Origin of the sequence: Paenibacillus sp. DCT19 (assembly GCF_003268635.1) — a bacterium.
Classification (GTDB): domain Bacteria; phylum Bacillota; class Bacilli; order Paenibacillales; family Paenibacillaceae; genus Paenibacillus.
This window is the reverse complement of the sequence record NZ_CP029639.1, coordinates 5759929-5780164: the sequence shown is the minus strand read 5'-3', so window position 1 is coordinate 5780164 and position 20236 is coordinate 5759929. Positions and strand designations below refer to the sequence as shown.

Annotated in this window: 22 protein-coding genes and 1 pseudogene; all 23 read left to right on the top strand. The window is 45.2% G+C overall.

Going from position 1 to position 20236, the window contains the following annotated elements; genetic code table 11:
* The first annotated feature begins 348 nt into the window (after positions 1-348).
* The 23 genes and pseudogenes from rpoB (at position 349) to rpsH (ending at position 20235) form a co-directional block, all read left to right on the top strand.
* Positions 349-3894 carry a DNA-directed RNA polymerase subunit beta gene (rpoB, locus tag DMB88_RS26455; RefSeq protein ID WP_128103681.1) on the top strand — a complete coding sequence of 1182 codons (3546 nt, stop codon included), beginning with the start codon at positions 349-351 and terminating at the stop codon, positions 3892-3894.
* A gap of 112 nt (positions 3895-4006) precedes the next feature.
* On the top strand, positions 4007-7621 hold the full coding sequence (gene rpoC / locus DMB88_RS26450) for a DNA-directed RNA polymerase subunit beta' (protein ID WP_128103680.1): 3615 nt from the start codon (positions 4007-4009) through the stop codon (positions 7619-7621).
* 204 nt (positions 7622-7825) lie between these two features.
* Positions 7826-8077, top strand: a complete 252-nt coding sequence (locus DMB88_RS26445) for a ribosomal L7Ae/L30e/S12e/Gadd45 family protein (RefSeq protein WP_128103679.1) — start codon at positions 7826-7828, stop codon at positions 8075-8077.
* Between the two features lie 149 nt (positions 8078-8226).
* Positions 8227-8649 carry a 30S ribosomal protein S12 gene (gene rpsL / locus DMB88_RS26440; RefSeq protein WP_056697677.1) on the top strand — a complete coding sequence of 141 codons (423 nt, stop codon included), beginning with the start codon at positions 8227-8229 and terminating at the stop codon, positions 8647-8649.
* An 88-nt stretch (positions 8650-8737) separates the two neighbouring features.
* Entirely contained in the window at positions 8738-9208 is a 471-nt protein-coding gene (gene rpsG / locus DMB88_RS26435; RefSeq protein ID WP_056697679.1) for a 30S ribosomal protein S7, read from the top strand.
* A 48-nt stretch (positions 9209-9256) separates the two neighbouring features.
* Positions 9257-11335, top strand: coding sequence for an elongation factor G (fusA, locus tag DMB88_RS26430; RefSeq protein ID WP_128103678.1), 2079 nt, complete (start codon positions 9257-9259; stop codon positions 11333-11335).
* A gap of 95 nt (positions 11336-11430) precedes the next feature.
* Entirely contained in the window at positions 11431-12621 is a 1191-nt protein-coding gene (gene tuf / locus DMB88_RS26425; protein WP_056697684.1) for an elongation factor Tu, read from the top strand.
* 438 nt (positions 12622-13059) lie between these two features.
* A complete protein-coding gene (gene rpsJ / locus DMB88_RS26420) occupies positions 13060-13368 on the top strand; it encodes a 30S ribosomal protein S10 (RefSeq protein ID WP_017692074.1) in 309 nt (102 codons plus the stop codon).
* 44 nt (positions 13369-13412) lie between these two features.
* Positions 13413-14036, top strand: a complete 624-nt coding sequence (gene rplC / locus DMB88_RS26415; RefSeq protein WP_128103677.1) for a 50S ribosomal protein L3 — start codon at positions 13413-13415, stop codon at positions 14034-14036.
* Between the two features lie 25 nt (positions 14037-14061).
* Positions 14062-14685 (top strand): 50S ribosomal protein L4, encoded by a 624-nt coding sequence (rplD, locus tag DMB88_RS26410; protein WP_056697690.1) that lies wholly within the window; start codon positions 14062-14064, stop codon positions 14683-14685.
* Entirely contained in the window at positions 14685-14975 is a 291-nt protein-coding gene (rplW, locus tag DMB88_RS26405; protein ID WP_024633586.1) for a 50S ribosomal protein L23, read from the top strand. Before rplD ends, rplW begins: the two co-directional genes overlap by 1 nt.
* A 31-nt stretch (positions 14976-15006) precedes the next feature.
* Positions 15007-15836: pseudogene (gene rplB / locus DMB88_RS26400) on the top strand (50S ribosomal protein L2).
* A gap of 71 nt (positions 15837-15907) precedes the next feature.
* Positions 15908-16186, top strand: coding sequence for a 30S ribosomal protein S19 (gene rpsS / locus DMB88_RS26395; protein WP_056697694.1), 279 nt, complete (start codon positions 15908-15910; stop codon positions 16184-16186).
* A 35-nt stretch (positions 16187-16221) separates the two neighbouring features.
* Positions 16222-16554, top strand: coding sequence for a 50S ribosomal protein L22 (gene rplV, locus DMB88_RS26390; RefSeq protein ID WP_024633583.1), 333 nt, complete (start codon positions 16222-16224; stop codon positions 16552-16554).
* 15 nt (positions 16555-16569) lie between these two features.
* Positions 16570-17235 carry a 30S ribosomal protein S3 gene (gene rpsC, locus DMB88_RS26385; protein WP_056697698.1) on the top strand — a complete coding sequence of 222 codons (666 nt, stop codon included), beginning with the start codon at positions 16570-16572 and terminating at the stop codon, positions 17233-17235.
* A 2-nt stretch (positions 17236-17237) separates the two neighbouring features.
* Entirely contained in the window at positions 17238-17672 is a 435-nt protein-coding gene (gene rplP, locus DMB88_RS26380; protein ID WP_017692082.1) for a 50S ribosomal protein L16, read from the top strand.
* Positions 17662-17859 carry a 50S ribosomal protein L29 gene (rpmC, locus tag DMB88_RS26375; protein WP_017692083.1) on the top strand — a complete coding sequence of 66 codons (198 nt, stop codon included), beginning with the start codon at positions 17662-17664 and terminating at the stop codon, positions 17857-17859. Before rplP ends, rpmC begins: the two co-directional genes overlap by 11 nt.
* Positions 17860-17906: 47 nt before the next feature.
* On the top strand, positions 17907-18173 hold the full coding sequence (gene rpsQ / locus DMB88_RS26370) for a 30S ribosomal protein S17 (RefSeq protein ID WP_056697701.1): 267 nt from the start codon (positions 17907-17909) through the stop codon (positions 18171-18173).
* Between the two features lie 35 nt (positions 18174-18208).
* Positions 18209-18577: a 50S ribosomal protein L14 gene (gene rplN / locus DMB88_RS26365; RefSeq protein ID WP_056697703.1), complete on the top strand. Its 369-nt coding sequence runs from the start codon at positions 18209-18211 to the stop codon at positions 18575-18577.
* Between the two features lie 39 nt (positions 18578-18616).
* Positions 18617-18970, top strand: a complete 354-nt coding sequence (rplX, locus tag DMB88_RS26360; protein WP_017692086.1) for a 50S ribosomal protein L24 — start codon at positions 18617-18619, stop codon at positions 18968-18970.
* Between the two features lie 32 nt (positions 18971-19002).
* Positions 19003-19545, top strand: a complete 543-nt coding sequence (rplE, locus tag DMB88_RS26355) for a 50S ribosomal protein L5 (protein WP_128103676.1) — start codon at positions 19003-19005, stop codon at positions 19543-19545.
* A 73-nt stretch (positions 19546-19618) separates the two neighbouring features.
* Positions 19619-19804: a type Z 30S ribosomal protein S14 gene (locus DMB88_RS26350; RefSeq protein ID WP_013312154.1), complete on the top strand. Its 186-nt coding sequence runs from the start codon at positions 19619-19621 to the stop codon at positions 19802-19804.
* A 32-nt stretch (positions 19805-19836) separates the two neighbouring features.
* Positions 19837-20235: a 30S ribosomal protein S8 gene (gene rpsH, locus DMB88_RS26345; RefSeq protein ID WP_017692088.1), complete on the top strand. Its 399-nt coding sequence runs from the start codon at positions 19837-19839 to the stop codon at positions 20233-20235.
* Position 20236 lies beyond the last annotated feature (1 nt).

The window sequence follows — 20236 nt, the reverse complement described above, 5'->3', positions numbered from 1 at the left end:
GACTATTGACTTGAAATTCAGGCCGTGGTATTATTGTAAAATGTCAGTATTAAGATGCCCTACTTGGCTTTAGCTAACTAAAAATGTCAACCTTTTTTTACGCCGAACGGGCTTATTATGCCAACGTTTGGCGTATAATATGTACATTTTGGGCAAACTGGGGATAAGAATGTTTTGGAAGACATCCGCCGATCAAAGTTGCTCTTTTTTCGAACGACATTTCGAGTAAGGGCTTTTCTTTATTTGTGGATGCATTGCTTTGCTCTGTATGTGTACCATTATAAGGTTACAAACAGAGGTTCGCAACGAAATTTTTAAAGTGAGTAGACATTGAGGGGTGAGTTTAAGTTGGCAGGACATCTTGTTCAATATGGTCGACGCACTCGGCGCAGTTATGCACGAATTAACGAGATACTCGAAGTTCCGAACCTGATTGAAATCCAACAAAAATCTTATGATTGGTTTTTGGAGGAAGGGTTGCGCGAAATGTTCCAGGATATCTCGCCGATCCAGGATTTTACAGGCAATTTGATTTTGGAATTTATCGATTACAGTCTCGGAGAACCGAAGTATACAGTAGACGACGCTAAAGAGCGTGACGTTACTTATGCAGCACCGCTTCGGGTCAAAGTCCGGCTCATTAATAAGGAAACCGGCGAAGTCAAGGAGCAGGAAGTATTCATGGGAGATTTCCCGCTGATGACCGAAACTGGCACATTTATTATTAATGGTGCGGAACGGGTTATTGTCAGCCAGTTGGTTCGCTCTCCTAGCGTTTACTTCAGCACTAAAGTAGATAAGAATGCCAAAAAGACGTATACCGCGACAGTTATTCCTAACCGCGGCGCTTGGCTCGAACTGGAGATGGACGCGAAGGACGTTGTTTATGTCCGGATCGACCGCACACGTAAAATACCGGTGACGGTTCTCCTGCGTGCACTTGGTTTTGGCACAGACGCTGAGATTCTGGATCTGCTCGGTAATGACGAATATATCCGCAACACACTGGATAAAGACAACACGGATTCTACGGAGAAAGCGCTGATTGAAATTTATGAGCGTCTTCGTCCGGGTGAGCCACCTACGCTTGATAATGCGAAGAGCTTACTCGTAGCGCGTTTCTTTGATCCAAAACGTTATGACCTGGCTAATGTAGGTCGTTACAAAATCAACAAAAAGCTTCACATCAAAAATCGTTTGTTCAACCAACGTTTGGCTGAGTCTTTGGTTGATACCGAAACTGGTGAAATCATTGCTGAAGCAGGTCAAATGGTTGACCGTCGTTTGCTCGACGAAATCATGCCGCATCTGGAGAAGAGCGTTGGCTTCCGCACATATCATGTTGCGAACGGCGTTTTGGATGCCAATGATATCCCTATGCAAACCATTGATGTGTTCTCACCGATTGAAGACGGTAAAGTTGTTAAATTGATTGCTAATGCTAACATTGACAAATCAGTTAAGAACATCACACCGGCAGATATCATTTCATCAATCAGTTACTTCATTAACCTATTGCACGGCATTGGTAGCACAGATGATATCGATCACCTGGGTAACCGTCGTCTGCGTTCCGTAGGTGAGCTCTTGCAGAATCAGTTCCGTATCGGTTTGTCCCGTATGGAGCGTGTAGTTCGTGAGAGAATGTCTATTCAGGATGCTAACGTGATTACGCCTCAGGCTTTGATCAACATACGTCCTGTTATCGCATCGATTAAAGAGTTCTTCGGTAGCTCTCAATTGTCACAGTTTATGGATCAAACGAACCCACTGGGTGAGTTGACGCATAAACGTCGTCTGTCCGCACTCGGACCAGGTGGTTTGACGCGTGAGCGTGCCGGCATGGAAGTCCGTGACGTGCATCCATCCCACTATGGCCGGATGTGTCCGATCGAGACACCAGAGGGACCAAACATTGGTTTGATTAACTCCTTGTCTACGTTTGCTCGTGTAAACGAATATGGCTTCATTGAAGCTCCATATCGTTGGGTAGATCCGAAGACGGGTGTTGTAACTGAGCAGATCGATTACCTGACAGCAGACGAAGAGGACAACTATGTTGTCGCTCAAGCGAACGCGAAGCTGAATGAAGATGGAACATTTGCTGAAGAAGCGATCATCGTACGTTACAACAAGCAATCGGATAACATCCTTACGATGCCGAGTGAGCGAGTTGACTACATGGACGTATCTCCTAAGCAGGTTGTATCCGTCGCTACAGCGCTCATTCCATTCCTTGAGAACGATGACTCCAACCGTGCGCTCATGGGATCGAACATGCAGCGGCAAGCCGTTCCTCTCTTGATTCCTAAAGCTCCGCTTGTAGGAACAGGTATGGAACACAAAGCCGCAAAAGATTCTGGTGTATGTATTGTCTCCAAATATGACGGGATTATTGAACGCTCTTCTGCGAACGAGATCTGGCTTCGTCGTGTGGAGCAAGTAGATGGCCAAGAAGTCAAAGGCGACATTGTTAAATATAAATTACACAAATTTATGCGTTCGAACCAAGGAACATGCATTAACCAACGTCCGATCGTCAAAAGAGGTGCTGTTGTCAAAGCTGGCGACATCCTTGCAGATGGTCCTTCGACGGAAATGGGTGAATTGGCTCTGGGACGTAACGTTGTTGTTGCCTTCATGACTTGGGAAGGTTACAACTACGAGGATGCGATTTTGCTCAGTGAAAAACTCGTTAAGGAAGATGTGTATACATCCATCCATATCGAGGAATATGAGTCAGAAGCGCGTGATACGAAGCTCGGACCTGAAGAGATTACACGTGATATCCCTAACGTTGGGGAAGAAGCGCTGCGTAATCTGGATGAGCGTGGTATTATCCGCATCGGTGCCGAAATTGCTGCTGGTGACATTCTGGTAGGTAAAGTGACGCCGAAAGGTGTAACGGAACTGACTGCAGAAGAACGTCTCTTACATGCAATCTTTGGTGAGAAAGCACGTGAAGTACGTGATACTTCCTTGCGTGTACCTCACGGTACGGACGGAATCGTAGTAGACGTTAAAGTCTTCACACGTGAAAACGGTGATGAGCTTCCTCCAGGTGTTAACCAACTCGTTCGTGTATATATCGCTCAAAAACGGAAAATTTCCGAGGGTGATAAAATGGCCGGACGTCACGGTAACAAAGGGGTCGTGGCTCGTATCCTGCCGGAAGAAGATATGCCTTTCTTGCCGGACGGTACACCTGTTCAGATCGTTCTTAACCCGCTGGGCGTACCTTCCCGGATGAACATCGGTCAAGTACTTGAAGTTCACTTGGGTATGGCAGCAATGCAGCTCGGGATCCACGTAGCAACTCCTGTATTCGACGGAGCGAAGGAGTATGACGTCTTCGATACGATGGAAGAAGCAGGAATGCAACGTAATGGTAAAACAGTCCTGTATGATGGTCGTACAGGTGAAGAGTTTGAACGTGAAGTTACCGTTGGTGTCATGCACATGATCAAATTGGCACACATGGTTGATGATAAAATCCATGCCCGTTCCACAGGTCCGTACTCTCTCGTTACGCAACAGCCGTTGGGTGGTAAAGCCCAATTCGGTGGACAACGTTTCGGGGAGATGGAAGTATGGGCGCTTGAGGCTTATGGTGCTGCTTATACCTTGCAAGAAATCTTGACCGTTAAATCCGATGACGTTGTCGGTCGGGTGAAAACGTATGAGTCCATCGTCAAAGGTGAGAATGTTCCGGAACCTGGTGTTCCAGAGTCATTCAAAGTATTGATCAAAGAGCTGCAAAGCTTGGGTATGGACGTTAAGATTTTGAGTGAAGATGAGCAAGAGATTGAAATGAAAGAAATGGACGATGAAGATGACGCTGCGAGCGATAAGCTCAGCCTCAACCTTGAGGGTACAGAGGTCGGAGCGGAGTAACCGCTTCGGGCGCATGATGACCGGCGTTTTTCATCAGGCTCGCGTCTTGCTCCGGCTTCGGCCGGAGAAGGCGTAACCTAGAATACAGGACTTGGTTAAGGAGGGTTGCTCCTTGTTGGACGTCAACAATTTCGAATACATGAAGATCGGGCTTGCTTCCCCAGAAAAAATTCGTTCTTGGTCCCGCGGAGAAGTGAAAAAACCGGAAACGATCAACTATCGTACGTTGAAACCGGAAAAAGAAGGGCTGTTCTGCGAAAAGATTTTTGGCCCTACAAAAGACTGGGAATGTCATTGCGGTAAATACAAACGCGTCCGTTATAAAGGCGTTGTCTGTGATCGTTGTGGCGTTGAAGTAACACGTGCGAAAGTTCGTCGTGAACGGATGGGTCATATCGAGCTCGCTGCTCCAGTATCACACATCTGGTACTTCAAAGGTATTCCGAGCCGTATGGGTCTCGCTTTGGATATGTCTCCAAGATCTCTCGAGGAGATTATTTATTTTGCATCATATGTAGTAACTGATCCAGGAGAAACTCCACTGGAGAAAAAACAGCTGTTGTCCGAGAAAGAATACCGCAGCTACCGTGAAAAATACGGATATGGTTTCCAAGCTGGCATGGGTGCAGAAGCAGTCAAAAAATTGCTTCAAGATCTTGATGTAGATAAAGAGCTTGATTTCTTGAAAGAAGAGCTCCGCACTGCACAAGGACAACGTCGTAACCGTGCAATTAAACGTTTGGAAGTTATCGAAGCTTTCCGCAACTCTGGCAATAAGCCTGAGTGGATGATCATGGATGTACTTCCTGTCATTCCGCCGGAACTTCGTCCTATGGTACAGCTGGATGGTGGACGTTTTGCTACGTCTGACCTGAATGACCTGTATCGTCGTGTAATTAACCGGAACAACCGTCTGAAACGTCTGCTTGATCTGGGCGCGCCAGATATTATCGTGCAAAATGAAAAACGGATGCTGCAGGAAGCTGTTGACGCTTTGATCGATAATGGTCGTCGTGGTCGCCCTGTAACAGGTCCTGGTAACCGTCCTTTGAAATCCCTCAGCCATATGCTGAAAGGTAAACAAGGTCGTTTCCGTCAAAACTTGCTCGGTAAACGTGTTGACTACTCTGGTCGTTCCGTTATCGTTGTCGGACCTTACCTGAAAATGTATCAGTGTGGTCTGCCAAAAGATATGGCACTTGAATTGTTCAAGCCTTTTGTAATGAAAGAGCTTGTAAATAAAGGGCTTGCCCACAACATCAAGAGCGCTAAACGTAAAGTTGAGCGTGTAAGTCCTGAAGTTTGGGATGTTCTTGAAGAAGTGATTAAGGAGCATCCGGTTCTGCTTAACCGTGCCCCTACGCTTCACCGTCTCGGTATTCAAGCATTTGAACCGATTCTCGTTGAAGGTAAAGCAATTCGTCTTCACCCGCTCGTATGTACGGCATATAATGCCGACTTTGACGGTGACCAAATGGCCGTGCACGTTCCATTGTCTGCTGAAGCACAAGCGGAAGCACGTATCTTGATGCTTGCATCAGGTAACATTTTGAACCCGAAAGATGGTAAACCAGTTGTTACTCCTTCCCAGGATATGGTCCTTGGTTCTTACTACTTGACCATGGACAACAAGGAAGAAAAGGGCACAGGTATGATCCTGCGTACTGTCAACGAGGCTGTATCAGCTTACCAACGTGGTACTGCTGGTCTGCATGCACGTGTAGCTATTCCAGTTAAGGCGCTTGGTAAAACAAGCTTCACGGAAGAGCAACAAGAGGGCATGTTGTTAACAACGATCGGTAAAATTATCTTTAACGAAATTTTCCCAGCAAGCTTCCCGTATATCAATGACGCGACTCGTGCTAACTTGTACCAAGGTACTGCGGATCACTCATTTGTATATGAGAAGGGTGCCGACCTGAGAGAAGCGATCATGAATGCTCCTCAAGCCGGTGGTGTTGGTAAAGAATACCTCGGTTCCATCATTGCACGTTGCTTTGAGATTTATCACACAACAGAAACGGCTGTTATTCTGGATAAAATCAAACAACTTGGATTCACGTACTCCACTCGCGCCGGTATTACGGTTGCCGTGTCGGACGTTATCGTGCCTAATGAGAAATTCGAGATTCTTAGACAGTCTGAAGAAAAAGCACAAATCGTTACGAATCAATACCGTCGTGGTTTGATTACGAATGAAGAGCGCTATGACCGTATCATTGATATTTGGTCAAAATCTAAAGATGACATCACTGAAATCTTGATGAAGTCCATGGATCGTTACAACTCCATCATGATGATGGTTGACTCCAAAGCACGGGGTAACAAATCGCAAATCACTCAATTGGGCGGTATGCGTGGTCTGATGGCCAACCCGTCTGGTCGAATTATCGAACTCCCAATCAAATCGAACTTCCGTGAAGGTCTGACGGTACTCGAGTACTTCATCTCAACTCACGGTGCGCGTAAAGGTTTGGCCGATACGGCTCTACGTACAGCGGACTCAGGTTACCTGACTCGTCGTCTCGTAGACGTTGCACAAGATGTGATTGTTCGTGAAGATGATTGTGGAACAGATAAAGGCTTCACTGTAAGTCGTATCCAGGATGGTAAAGAGGTTATTGAAGATCTCTACGACCGTATTGAAGGCAGATACTGCTTCGAGACATTGCGTCATCCGGAAACAAAAGAAATTATTGTAGGCCGCAATGAATTGATCGACTCCGACAAGGCAGAGGCTATCATTGAAGCTGGTATAACTAAATTGCAAATCCGCTCTGTACTCAGCTGCCGTGCTCGTCATGGTGTCTGCAAGAAGTGTTATGGTCGTAACTTGGCGACTGGTAAACACGTGGAGATCGGTGAAGCAGTTGGAATTATCGCAGCACAATCCATTGGTGAACCAGGAACACAGCTTACAATGCGTACTTTCCATACCGGCGGTGTAGCCGGAGACGATATCACGCAAGGTTTGCCGCGTATCCAAGAGTTGTTTGAAGCTCGTAATCCTAAGGGTCAAGCAACAATCAGTGAGATTGATGGTGTGGTTAAAGAGATTCGCGAAGCGAAAGATCGTCGTGAAATCGAAATTCAAGGTGAAGCAGAATCCAAAGTATATGCTGTTACCTACGGTTCCCGTGTGCGCGTAAGCGAAGGCATGGAAATTGAAGCGGGTGACGAATTGACAGATGGTTCTATCGATCCAAAAGAAATGCTGCGCATTAAAGGCATACGTGGTGTGCAAAACTACATTTTGCAGGAAGTACAGCGCGTATATCGTAACCAAGGCGTAGAAATCAATGACAAACACGTTGAAGTTATGATCCGTCAAATGTTGCGTAAAATCCGTATCGTTGATGCGGGAGATACAACACTCTTGCCAGGATCGTTCGTGGATATGCATGAGTACGAAAGAGCTAACAAAATTGCGATTCTTAGTGATAAAGAGCCAGCGGTTGCAAAACCAATCTTGCTCGGTATTACGAAAGCATCCCTGGAAACAGACTCTTTCCTTTCAGCGGCTTCGTTCCAAGAAACTACTCGTGTCTTGACAGATGCAGCGATCAAAGGTAAAGTCGATCAGTTGCTCGGTCTGAAAGAGAATGTAATCATCGGTAAACTGATCCCTGCAGGTACGGGTATGAACCGTTATCGCAGTATCAAATTTGCTGAGCCAGAAGATGGCCAATCTTCAGTAGAAGAGCTTGAGCCAGTTTCGGTTGATTAATAGATTGCTCTTTATTTGAAGAGAATTGAAGGTTTTGTACGTCAGGGATTGGACGTTTGTTTGATACAGATGGACGATCCTGACGTACGTAAACTTTTGATAAAATCTTTTGGCATTAGCATTGACAATGTTTGTTCTAGATGCTAATATATCAAAGGTGCGTGAGTAGATGATTGTATTTAGTCCTATTCGGAGGAATGAACAATGTCTAATGAAAAAGGCTTGCAAGATGCTCATGTCAAAATAGGTACCAAACAGACCACGCGGATGGTTCAGACAGGTATGGCTTCCGAAGTCTATGTGGCTGAAGATAGTGATCCGCAGCTTACTTCCAAAATCATTGCCTTGTGTGAACAACACAATGTGAAGTACACGAAAGTGGACACAATGAAAAATCTCGGCAAAGCTTGCGGGATTGGAGTAGGGGCAGCAATGGCTGCAGTCGTAAAATCATAAGGTAAGGAACGTTTTTGTCCGAGAACTATTAGTGATTCTCCAAGGCAAAAACTTTTCATTTGTCTTTTTATGAACCGCCTGGGTCTGTGGACTTAGCGAAAAGAGGTTTATAAAGAAACATGAATAATTGAGGAAGGGGTGGCAATCACATGCCAACTATTAACCAACTGGTTCGTAAAGGACGTCAAGCTAAAGTTGATAAGTCAAAATCACCAGCTTTGCAAAAAGGATTCAACGCTTTGAAACGTGAATCCACTAACATCAGTGCCCCACAAAAACGTGGTGTCTGCACTCGTGTAGGTACAATGACTCCACGTAAACCGAACTCTGCACTTCGTAAATATGCCCGTGTTCGTTTGACGAACCGTCTCGAGGTAACTGCTTATATCCCGGGAATCGGACATAACCTTCAAGAGCACAGTGTGGTATTGATCCGCGGAGGTAAAGTAAAAGACCTTGCAGGGGTTCGTTATCACATCGTTCGTGGAGCTCTCGATACTGCAGGCGTTAACAACCGTATGCAAGCTCGTTCTAAATACGGTGCTAAGCGTCCAAAAGCTAAAAAAGCCTAAACCACATATAAGCGGGAATCCTGAAAGCCTTCTGGCATAGTTCTGGGAGGTACAGGGACTGCTTAACAAGAAAGAAAGGGGGATATCCATGCCACGCAAAGGTCCAGTTACAAAAAGAGACGTGTTGCCAGATCCGGTATACAACTCCAAGTTGGTTACTCGTTTGATCAACCGCATCATGCTCGATGGAAAACGCGGTGTTGCTCAAAGCATTCTGTATAATGCGTTCAAGTTGATCCAAGAACGCACGGGTAATGACCCGATGGAAGTATTTGAGACAGCTATCAAAAATATCATGCCAGTCCTGGAAGTTAAAGCTCGCCGTGTCGGCGGTGCCAACTACCAAGTACCAATCGAGGTAAAACCAGAGAGACGTACTGCTCTGGGATTACGTTGGCTCGTAAACTACTCCCGCAACCGCGGTGAGAAAACAATGGAAGAGCGTTTGGCGGCTGAGATCATCGATGCTTCCAACAACACAGGCGCTTCCGTTAAAAAACGTGAAGACACACACAAAATGGCTGAAGCGAACAAAGCGTTTGCTCACTACCGTTGGTAGGATTCAGTTCATAAAAAATAACTTCAATTTTGAAGGGAGACCCATTTCATGGCTAGAGAGTTCTCCTTGAAAAATACACGTAATATCGGGATCATGGCTCATATTGATGCGGGTAAAACCACGACAACTGAGCGGATCTTGTTCTACACAGGCCGTACGCACAAAATCGGTGAAGTTCACGAAGGCGCTGCGACAATGGACTGGATGGAACAGGAACAGGAGCGCGGAATTACGATTACTTCCGCTGCGACTACCGCTGCTTGGAAAGGCCACCGCGTTAATATCATTGATACCCCGGGACACGTTGACTTCACTGTTGAAGTTGAACGTTCCCTTCGTGTATTGGACGGAGCAGTTGGTGTATTCAGTGCGAAAGAAGGCGTTGAGCCTCAGTCCGAAACCGTATGGAGACAGGCTGACAAGTACGGCGTACCTCGTATCGCATATGTAAACAAAATGGATATCATCGGTGCTGACTTCTTGAACGTTGTATCTGACATGCGTGATCGCCTTCAAGCGAACGCTGTTGCGATTCAACTTCCAATCGGCGCTGAAAATGATTTCAAAGGTATCATTGATATCGTTGGACAAAAGGCTCATATGTACAAAGATGACCTTGGACAAGATATTGAAGAAACCGAAATTCCTGCGGAATTTGCAGATCAAGTCGAAGAACTCCGCAACGAATTGATTGAGCGTGTTGCAGAACTTGATGAAGAATTGACTATGAAATACCTGGAAGGCGAAGAAATCACTGTTGATGAGATCAAAGCCGCTCTCCGTAAAGGTGTAGTAGAAGTTAAGATCTTCCCAGTTATCTGTGGTTCCTCATACCGTAACAAAGGTGTTCAACTGATGTTGGATGCTGTTATCGATTACTTGCCAGCTCCTATCGACGTTCCAGCAATCAAGGGTCTCCTTGAAGATGGAACTGAGGCAGTTCGTAAGTCTTCCGATGAAGAGCCATTCTCCGCATTGGCATTCAAAATCATGACTGACCCTTACGTTGGTAAATTGACATTCTTCCGCGTATACTCCGGTGTTCTTCAATCCGGTTCTTATGTATTGAATGCAACTAAAAACAAACGTGAGCGTATCGGTCGTATCCTTCAAATGCACGCAAACAGCCGTCAAGAGATCACTGAAGTTTACTCCGGTGACATTGCAGCTGCTGTAGGTTTGAAAGATACAGGTACAGGTGATACACTATGTGATGAGAAACACCCGGTTATCTTGGAGTCAATGAACTTCCCTGATCCGGTAATCGAAATCGCTGTTGAACCTAAAACCAAAGCTGACCAAGATAAAATGGGTGTAGCTCTCGGTAAGTTGACTGAAGAGGATCCAACTCTTCGTGCGCATACTGATGAAGAAACAGGCCAAACAATCTTGGCAGGTATGGGTGAGCTTCACCTTGATATCATCATCGACCGTATGCGTCGTGAGTTCAAGGTTGAAACTACTGTGGGTAAACCACAAGTAGCTTACCGTGAAACATTCCGTGCTCCAGCGCGCGTTGAAGGTAAATTCGTACGTCAATCCGGTGGTCGTGGTCAATACGGTCACGTATGGGTTGAATTCGAACCTCTCGAGCCGGGTACAGGTAGCCAATTCGAAAGTAAAATTGTCGGTGGTTCCGTACCAAGAGAATACATTCAACCAGCACTGTCAGGGATTGAAGAGCAAATGAAAAACGGCGTTATTGCAGGCTTCCCGCTTGTAGACGTTAAGGCTACAATTGTAGACGGATCTTACCATGATGTCGATTCCAACGAGATGGCATTTAAAATTGCCGGATCTATGGCGCTGAAAGCAGCGAAAGACAAGTGTAAACCAGTTCTTCTTGAGCCAATCATGAAAGTAGAAGTAACCGTTCCAGAAGAGTACATGGGTGACGTAATGGGTATGTTGAACTCCCGTCGTGGCCGCATCGAAGGTATGGATTCCCGCAGTGGAGCTCAAATCATCCGTGCTAAGGTACCTTTGTCTGAAATGTTTGGTTACTCTACAACTCTTCGTTCTGGTACTCAAGGACGCGGCGTATTCTCCATGGAGCTTTCTCACTATGAAGAAGTTCCTAAGAGCATCGCAGAAGAAATCGTTGCTAAAACTAAAGGCACCGAGTAGTTTTCTCACACTGGATGCAAGTGCATAAGAACTTGGTTCTGAGCACTTCATTCAGTGAAAACATAAAATTATAATTTTAAGGAGGCCACGTTCAAATGGCAAAGGCTAAATACGAACGTAATAAACCCCACGTTAACATCGGTACTATCGGTCACGTCGATCACGGTAAAACAACTCTGACTGCTGCAATCACAACTGTATTGTCCAAAACTTACGGTGGTGCTGCTGTAGCATTCGACCAAATCGACAAAGCTCCAGAAGAGCGCGAGCGCGGTATCACAATCTCCACAGCACACGTTGAGTACGAAACTGACACTCGTCACTACGCTCACGTAGACTGCCCAGGTCACGCCGACTATGTTAAAAACATGATCACTGGCGCGGCACAAATGGACGGAGCTATCTTGGTAGTATCCGCAGCTGACGGCCCAATGCCACAAACTCGTGAGCACATCTTGCTCTCCCGTCAAGTAGGCGTACCTTACATTGTTGTTTTCTTGAACAAATGTGACATGGTTGAAGACGAAGAGTTGTTGGAATTGGTTGAGATGGAAGTTCGCGACCTTCTTAACGAATATGAGTTCCCAGGTGACGATACTCCAATCACTCGTGGATCCGCTCGTGAAGCTCTGCAAAACCCTGATGGTGAGTGGGCTCAAAAAATCGTTGAGATGTTCAAAGAAATCGATACTTACATCCCACTTCCTGAGCGTCAAACAGACAAGCCTTTCTTGATGCCTGTCGAGGACGTATTCTCCATCACTGGTCGTGGTACCGTTGCTACAGGTCGTGTAGAGCGTGGTACTGTTAAAGTCGGCGAAGAGATCGAGATCGTTGGTATCACTGAAGAAACTAAAAAATCCGTAGTTACGGGCGTTGAGATGTTCCGTAAATTGTTGGATTCCGCTCAAGCGGGTGACAACATCGGTGCATTGTTGCGTGGTGTTGACCGTACTCAAATCGAGCGTGGTCAAGTACTTGCAAAACCGGGTTCTGTTAAACCACACACAGAATTCACTGCACAAATCTACGTTTTGACTAAAGAAGAGGGTGGCCGTCACAAGCCTTTCTTCACTGGATACCGTCCACAGTTCTACTTCCGTACAACTGACGTAACTGGTATCATCAACTTGCCAGAAGGTACTGAAATGGTAATGCCTGGTGACAACATCACGGTTACTGTTCAACTGATCTCTCCAATCGCGATCGAAGAAGGAACTAAGTTCTCTATTCGTGAAGGTGGACGTACAGTTGGTGCGGGTTCCGTAGCTACAATCCAAAAATAATAATTTAGCCTAGTGCTAAATGAGTATATGCAACAGTGTACTGGAACGAGTAACATTGTACTGTAACGAAGCTTCGGAAGAGTTCTTTATCCGACATCGGATAAAGAACTCTTTTATTATGTAATCGTTCGGAACCTGCGTCTCTTAAAATTGAACACCATTTATAGTGTAGAATAATAGGCTAGGCAGCATGGATATAGAAGAAAAACACCTACAATAAACGAACTCATTTCATCAGAAAAGATTAGTTTAAATGTTTTTTTTAAATATGCTTGCAATACGCCCATTTTTTCTATATAATAATGAATGTTGTTCTGAGACGTTGCGATGATGTGAGAGGTTACTGGCACACCCGGCCCCTTTGCCATGAGGCGGTGGCTAGAAAATTTTCACGGAGTATGTCCGATAAAAAATTGGGCGATAGAAGGAGGGACTAAAATGGCAAAGCAAAAAATTCGTATTCGTTTGAAAGCTTACGACCACAGAATTCTTGATCAATCCGCGGAGAAAATTGTTGAAACAGCAAAACGTTCGGGTGCAGGTGTATCCGGTCCGATTCCGCTTCCTACTGAAAAACAAATCATTACTATTCTTCGTGCGGTGCACAAGTACAAGGATTCTCGGGAACAGTTCGAGCAACGTACACATAAACGTTTGATCGACATCGTTAACCCGACTCCACAAACAGTGGATGCCTTGATGCGCTTGGATCTGCCGTCCGGTGTAGATATCGAAATTAAATTGTAATATATAGTAACAAAGACCACGTATAAAGGAAAAGAGGTGTCAACATGAAAGGTATCTTAGGAAAAAAACTTGGAATGACTCAAGTGTTTACCCCTGAAGGTAACGTAGTTCCAGTAACGGTTATCGAAGCAGGACCTTGTGTTGTTTTGCAAAAGAAAGATATTGAGAACGATGGCTACGAAGCAGTTCAAATCGGTTACTCCGATAAGAAAGAGAAAAATGCTAACAAGCCAGAAGCAGGACACGCTAAAAAAGCGAATACTGCACCTAAGCGCTACGTTCGTGAGCTTCGCGGCATCAACATCGCGGAATATGAAGTTGGCCAAGAATTGAAAGCTGACATTTTCGCTGAAGGCGAGTTCGTTGACGTAACGGGTATTTCAAAAGGTAAAGGTTTTGCCGGCGTTATCAAACGTTGGGGACAAAGCACTGGACCTATGTCACACGGTTCGCGTTACCACCGTGGCCCGGGTTCAATGGGTTCGATCCAAGCTAACCGCGTACCTAAAGGCAAACACTTGCCAGGACACATGGGACATGAGACTGTTACAATCCAACGTCTTGAAGTTGTTAAAGTAGACGCTGAGCGTAATGTAATTCTCGTAAAAGGATCCATTCCTGGACCGAAGAATAGCCTTGTTAGAGTTAAAGAAACGGTGAAAAAATAACCACTGAAGAAAGGAGGAACACAAAATGCCAAAAGTATCAGTTTACAATGTAGATGGTAGCCAAGTAGGTGAAGTTGAATTGAATGATGCTGTATTCGGAATTGAGCCGAATCAACACGTTCTGTACGATGCAGTTCTTATGCAACGCGCTTCCCTTCGTCAAGGTACCCACAAAGTAAAAGGACGTTCTGAAGTACGTGGCGGTGGACGTAAGCCTTGGAAACAAAAAGGTACAGGTCGCGCTCGTCAAGGTTCAATTCGTTCTCCACAATGGAAAGGCGGCGGTATCGTATTTGGTCCGACACCACGGAGCTATGCGTACAAACTGCCTAAGAAAGTTCGCCGTTTGGCGATCAAATCAGCTCTTTCATCCAAAGTGCTTGACAATGACATTATCGTTTTGGATGCTCTCGCATTGAGCACGCCTAAAACTAAAGAATTTGCAGCTATTTTGAACAACCTCAAAGTAGGACGCAAAGCTTTGATCGTAGCACCTAGCTATGATGATAATGTAGCTCTTTCCGCACGGAATATTCCAGGCGTGAAATTCGTAGCTGCTGACGGCATTAATGTTCTTGACGTGCTTGCGCACGACAAACTGATCATTACGAAAGAAGCAGTTCAGAAGGTAGAGGAGGTGCTCGCGTAATGAAGGATCCTCGTGATATTGTAAAACGTCCGATTATTACGGAACGTACTGCTGACATGATGAACGACTTGAAATATGTATTTGAAGTCGATATCCGTGCAAACAAAACCGAGATCAAAAAAGCGGTAGAAGCTATTTTCAACGTAAAAGTGAAAAACGTGAACACACTTCGTGTTCCAGCTAAACCGAAACGGTACGGACGTTATTCCGGATATACTAGCGAATGGAAAAAAGCGTTTGTAACGCTGACACAAGACAGCAAAACGCTTGAGTTCTTCGAAACTGTATAATTGAAATTGTTGAAGTAAGGAGGGAAACCCAGTGCCAATCAAAAAGTATAAACCAACATCCCCGGCAAGACGGAATATGTCCGTTTCTACATTTGAGGAAATCACCACAGATAAGCCGGAGAAATCGTTGTTGGCCCTTTGAGCAAACAAGCAGGCCGCAACAACCAAGGTAAAATTACAGTTCGTCACCATGGTGGTGGACACAAACGTAAATACCGTATCATTGACTTCAAACGTACTAAAGATGGAATACCGGGCCGCGTTGCTACAATTGAGTATGACCCGAACCGTACATCTAACATCGCTTTGATTCACTATGCTGATGGTGAGAAACGTTACATCATCGCTCCTAAAGGTCTGAAAGTTGGAGATCAAGTATTCTCCGGACCTGAAGCAGACATCAAAATCGGTAACGCACTGCCACTCGAAAACATTCCAGTAGGTACCGTTATCCACAACATCGAGTTGAAACCAGGTAAAGGCGGACAATTGGTTCGTGCTGCTGGTACAGAAGCTCAGTTGCTTGGTAAAGAAGAAAAATACGTTTCCGTTCGTCTCTCTTCTGGAGAAGTTCGTCGTATTCTAAAAGTTTGCCGCGCGACAATCGGATCTGTTGGTAACCAAGACCACGAGCTTATCAAAATCGGTAAAGCCGGTCGTAGCCGTTGGTTGGGACAACGTCCTGAAGTTCGTGGTGTGGTAATGAACCCTAACGATCACCCTCACGGTGGTGGTGAAGGTCGTGCTCCAATCGGACGTAAATCGCCAATGTCACCATGGGGTAAACCTACTCTTGGTTTCAAAACGCGTAAGAAAAATAAAGCTTCTGATAAATACATCATCCGTCGCCGCACGAAGTAATACACACTGTGCATAACTTCGTGAGGCATCTACGGATGCATAAAAGCTATGTTTGAAGGGAGGATCTCCACATGAGTCGCAGTTTGAAAAAAGGGCCATTCATTGATGGCTACATGCTCAAGAAGGTAGAAGAGATGGAAGCATCAGGCAAGAAGAACGTTATCAAAACCTGGTCCCGTCGCTCTACAATTTTCCCACAATTCATCGGACACACATTTGGCGTTTACGACGGTCGTAAACACGTGCCAGTGTATGTAACTGAGGACATGGTCGGACACAAACTGGGTGAGTTCGCTCCAACCCGTACGTACAAAGGCCATACTGATGATGATAAGAAAACAAGAAGATAAATGAACATCTTTAATGTTTGAGAGGAGGTTACACAATGGAAGCAAAAGCACATGCTAAGTTTATCCGGATTGCTCCTCGTAAAGTTCAACTCGTTGTTGACTTGATTCGCGGCAAGCAAGTAGGTGAGGCGGTTGCCATTCTCCGTCACACTCCGAAATCTGCTTCTCCAATCGTTGAGAAGTTGCTCAACTCCGCTATTGCGAACGCGGAACATAATTATTCTTTGGATGTTAATAACTTGGTTATCTCGCAAGCTTACGTGAACCAAGGACCGACAATGAAACGTTTCCGCCCTCGTGCAATGGGACGTGCAAGTCGTATTAACAAACGTACTAGCCACATCACTTTGGTGGTATCTGAAAAGTAAAAGGAGGGGAAACGTGTGGGCCAAAAGGTAAATCCAGTCGGACTCCGTGTCGGAGTTATCCGTGACTGGGAATCTAAGTGGTATGCAGGCAAAGACTTCGGCGATCTTTTGATGGAAGACGTGAAAATTCGTGAATTCCTGAAAAATAAATTGAAAGACTCCGCTATGTCTCGTGTTGAGATCGAGAGAGCGGCTAACCGCGTAAACGTAACGATTCACACAGCGAAACCAGGTATGGTAATCGGTAAAGGTGGATCTGAAGTAGAAAATCTTCGTAACCAAATTACGAAAATTGCTGGCGGTAAAAAAGTACACATTAACATCTCTGAAATTAAGAACCAAGACCTGGACGCAGTCCTGGTAGCAGAAAGCATTGCACAACAATTGGAACGTCGTGTTTCTTTCCGTCGTGCTCTGAAACAAGCTATTCAAAGAACTATGCGTTCTGGCGCAAAAGGTATTAAAACTCAAGTAGGCGGACGTCTTGGCGGAGCTGAGATTGCACGTTCTGAAGGCTACAGCGAAGGAACTGTTCCACTGCACACACTGCGTGCTGACATTGACTATGGTACAGCAGAGGCTCATACTACTTACGGACGTATCGGCGTAAAAGTATGGATCTATCGTGGAGAGGTTCTTCCTACGGCTAAGAAACAAGCTGCTAAGGAAGGAGGCAACTAATCATGTTGGTACCAAAACGTGTAAAACACCGTAAGCAACAACGTGGACATATGAAAGGCCAAGCTAAAGGCGGAACTACGCTGAACTTTGGCGAATACGGTCTGCAAGCTACGGAACCGGCTTGGATTACGAACCGTCAAATCGAAGCGGCTCGTATTGCGATGACTCGTTACATCAAACGTGGTGGTAAAGTCTGGATCAAGATTTTCCCTGACAAACCAATCACTCAAAAGCCTCTCGAGGTTCGGATGGGTAGCGGTAAAGGTAACGTAGAAAAATGGGTTGCAGTAGTGAAACCAGGTAAGATCATGTTTGAACTTGCTGGTGTACCGGAGGAGATTGCACGCGAAGCAATGCGTCTTGCCGCTCACAAACTGCCAATCAAAACGAAGTTCGTGAAACGTGAAGAATTGGGTGGTGAAGCAAATGAAAGCTAGTGAATTTCGCAACCTAACCTCTGCTGAAATCGAGCAAAAGATTGCCGGATTTAAAGAAGAACTCTTTAACCTCCGCTTTCAACTCGCTACCGGTCAGCTGGATAACCCGACTCGAATCCGTGATGTGCGGAAAGAAATAGCTCGTGCTAAAACCATTATCCGTGAAAGAGAATTGGGAATCGGTTAATTAGGGTCGGATATATAATCCGTCCGTAATCAGGAAGGAGGCCAACAATGAGCGAAGAACGTAACGCACGTAAAGTGCAAACTGGTAAAGTAGTCAGTGATAAAATGGATAAAACGATTGTTGTTGCTGTAGAAACCTACAAAAACCACAAATTGTACCATAAGCGCATTAAGGTTACTAAAAAGTTCAAAGCGCATGACGAAGAAAACACTGCGAAAATCGGTGACACGGTGAAAATCATGGAGACTCGTCCGCTTTCGAAAGATAAACGCTGGAGACTTACTGAAGTCGTAGAAAAAGCGGTTATCATCTAATGCATATACAGCATAGCTGAAAGGAGGAATTCTAAATGATCCAACCATTTACACGATTGACTGTAGCCGACAACTCCGGCGCGAAGGAATTGATGTGTATCCGCGTACTCGGCGGTACTGGACGTCGTACAGCTCAAATCGGTGACTTGATCGTTTGTTCTGTAAAACAAGCAACACCAGGCGGCGTTGTCAAAAAAGGTGATGTAGTTAGAGCGGTTGTCGTTCGTACTAAACGTTCTATACGTCGTAAAGACGGTTCCTACATCGGTTTTGATGAAAATGCAGCGGTTGTTGTCAAAGACGACAGAAGCCCTCGTGGAACACGTATTTTCGGACCTGTTGCTCGTGAACTTCGCGACAAAGATTTCATGAAAATCGTTTCCTTGGCTCCAGAAGTTATCTAAAGCTTAATCTCGTGATGTTAGAAACAGGAGGTGTACGAAATGCCAAGAGTGAAAAAAGTTCTGGAATCCCATAACAACAAACTTCACGTTAAAAAGGAAGATACGGTTATGGTGATCAGCGGTAAAGACAAAGGTAAAAAAGGCCGTGTCATCGCTGCTTATCCTCGTGAGAACCGCGTCCTTGTGGAAGGTGTTAACATGGTGAAAAAACACCAGAAGCCTAACCAGCAAAATCCGCAAGGCGGCATTATCGAGAAGGAAGCTCCGATTCACGTTTCAAACGTAATGCACATCGATCCAAAGAGCGGAAAAGTAACCCGTGTTGGTTACAAAGTGTTGGATAACGGAAAGAAAGTGCGCGTTGCTAAACGTTCCGGAGAAATTATCGACTAATTGAACCGAATGAGAAAGGAGGGCTATGATTCATGGCATCAAGAATGAAAGAACGTTACCTGCAAGAAATCGCTCCTGCTTTGATGCAGAAGTTCAACTATACAACGGTAATGCAAGTGCCGAAAATCGAGAAAATCGTTATCAACATGGGTGTGGGCGACGCTGTCCAAAACTCCAAAGTGTTGGATTCCGCAGTAAACGATTTGCAACTGATCGCAGGTCAAAAACCTGTAATCACTCGTGCTAAAAAATCTATCGCAGGTTTCAAACTGCGTGAGAACATGCCTATCGGTGTGAAAGTGACATTGCGCGGCGAGCGTATGTACTACTTCCTCGATAAATTGCTTAACGTAACACTTCCACGTGTCCGCGACTTCCGCGGTGTATCAAGCAAAGCTTTTGATGGTCGTGGTAACTATACACTGGGTCTTAAAGAGCAATTGATCTTCCCAGAGATCGAGTATGATAAAGTAGACAAAGTCCGCGGTATGGATATTGTCATCGTAACAACGGCGAAAACAGACGAAGAGTCCCGTGAGTTGCTCACGCAACTGGGAATGCCTTTCGTTAAATAATGTTGGCATAACGTTTCCGGGTGTCTGGAAAGACTCCCTTTTCTCCGAAATTATTTAGGAGGTGTCAGGCTAAGTGGCAAAAACTTCGATGAAAGTTAAACAACAACGTACACCAAAGTTTAAAGTACGTGCTTATACACGCTGTGAGCGTTGCGGACGTCCACATTCGGTACTGCAGAAGTTCAAAATTTGCAGAATTTGCTTCCGTGAATTAGCTTATAAAGGCCAGATCCCTGGCGTGAAAAAAGCAAGCTGGTAAAAAGTCCTGAACGGGAAGGAGGTTAACTCACAATGACTATGTCTGATCCAATTGCAGATATGCTTACTCGTATTCGTAACGCGAACACTGTTCGCCACGAAACAGTAGAAATGCCTGCTTCGACAATGAAAAAACAAATCGCCGATATCCTGAAGCGTGAAGGTTTCATCCGTGATGCTGAAGTTATCGATGATAACAAACAAGGGATTATCCGTGTTTTCCTGAAATACGGTCAAAATAACGAGCGCGTTATCACTGGTCTGAAAAGAATCAGTAAACCTGGTCTTCGTGTTTACACGAAAAGCAACGAAGTACCTCGTGTACTTGGTGGCCTGGGAATCGCGATCATCTCAACATCCAAAGGTATCATGACTGACAAAGAAGCTCGTCAATCAAAATCCGGCGGCGAAGTAGTCTGCTACGTTTGGTAAT

What these genes read in the sequence shown, in the direction of transcription:
- rpsS (WP_056697694.1), top strand. Translation starts at nt 15,908, where the DNA reads ATGAGTCGCAGTTTGAAAAAAGGGCCATTCATTGATGGCTACATGCTC.
- DMB88_RS26445 (WP_128103679.1), top strand. Translation starts at nt 7,826, where the DNA reads ATGTCTAATGAAAAAGGCTTGCAAGATGCTCATGTCAAAATAGGTACC.
- rplP (WP_017692082.1), top strand. Translation starts at nt 17,238, where the DNA reads ATGTTGGTACCAAAACGTGTAAAACACCGTAAGCAACAACGTGGACAT.
- rpmC (WP_017692083.1), top strand. Translation starts at nt 17,662, where the DNA reads ATGAAAGCTAGTGAATTTCGCAACCTAACCTCTGCTGAAATCGAGCAA.
- rplX (WP_017692086.1), top strand. Translation starts at nt 18,617, where the DNA reads ATGCCAAGAGTGAAAAAAGTTCTGGAATCCCATAACAACAAACTTCAC.
- tuf (WP_056697684.1), top strand. Translation starts at nt 11,431, where the DNA reads ATGGCAAAGGCTAAATACGAACGTAATAAACCCCACGTTAACATCGGT.
- rplW (WP_024633586.1), top strand. Translation starts at nt 14,685, where the DNA reads ATGAAGGATCCTCGTGATATTGTAAAACGTCCGATTATTACGGAACGT.
- rplE (WP_128103676.1), top strand. Translation starts at nt 19,003, where the DNA reads ATGGCATCAAGAATGAAAGAACGTTACCTGCAAGAAATCGCTCCTGCT.
- rplD (WP_056697690.1), top strand. Translation starts at nt 14,062, where the DNA reads ATGCCAAAAGTATCAGTTTACAATGTAGATGGTAGCCAAGTAGGTGAA.
- rpsL (WP_056697677.1), top strand. Translation starts at nt 8,227, where the DNA reads ATGCCAACTATTAACCAACTGGTTCGTAAAGGACGTCAAGCTAAAGTT.
- rplN (WP_056697703.1), top strand. Translation starts at nt 18,209, where the DNA reads ATGATCCAACCATTTACACGATTGACTGTAGCCGACAACTCCGGCGCG.
- rpsQ (WP_056697701.1), top strand. Translation starts at nt 17,907, where the DNA reads ATGAGCGAAGAACGTAACGCACGTAAAGTGCAAACTGGTAAAGTAGTC.
- rpsG (WP_056697679.1), top strand. Translation starts at nt 8,738, where the DNA reads ATGCCACGCAAAGGTCCAGTTACAAAAAGAGACGTGTTGCCAGATCCG.
- rplV (WP_024633583.1), top strand. Translation starts at nt 16,222, where the DNA reads ATGGAAGCAAAAGCACATGCTAAGTTTATCCGGATTGCTCCTCGTAAA.
- rpsJ (WP_017692074.1), top strand. Translation starts at nt 13,060, where the DNA reads ATGGCAAAGCAAAAAATTCGTATTCGTTTGAAAGCTTACGACCACAGA.
- rplC (WP_128103677.1), top strand. Translation starts at nt 13,413, where the DNA reads ATGAAAGGTATCTTAGGAAAAAAACTTGGAATGACTCAAGTGTTTACC.
- fusA (WP_128103678.1), top strand. Translation starts at nt 9,257, where the DNA reads ATGGCTAGAGAGTTCTCCTTGAAAAATACACGTAATATCGGGATCATG.
- rpsH (WP_017692088.1), top strand. Translation starts at nt 19,837, where the DNA reads ATGACTATGTCTGATCCAATTGCAGATATGCTTACTCGTATTCGTAAC.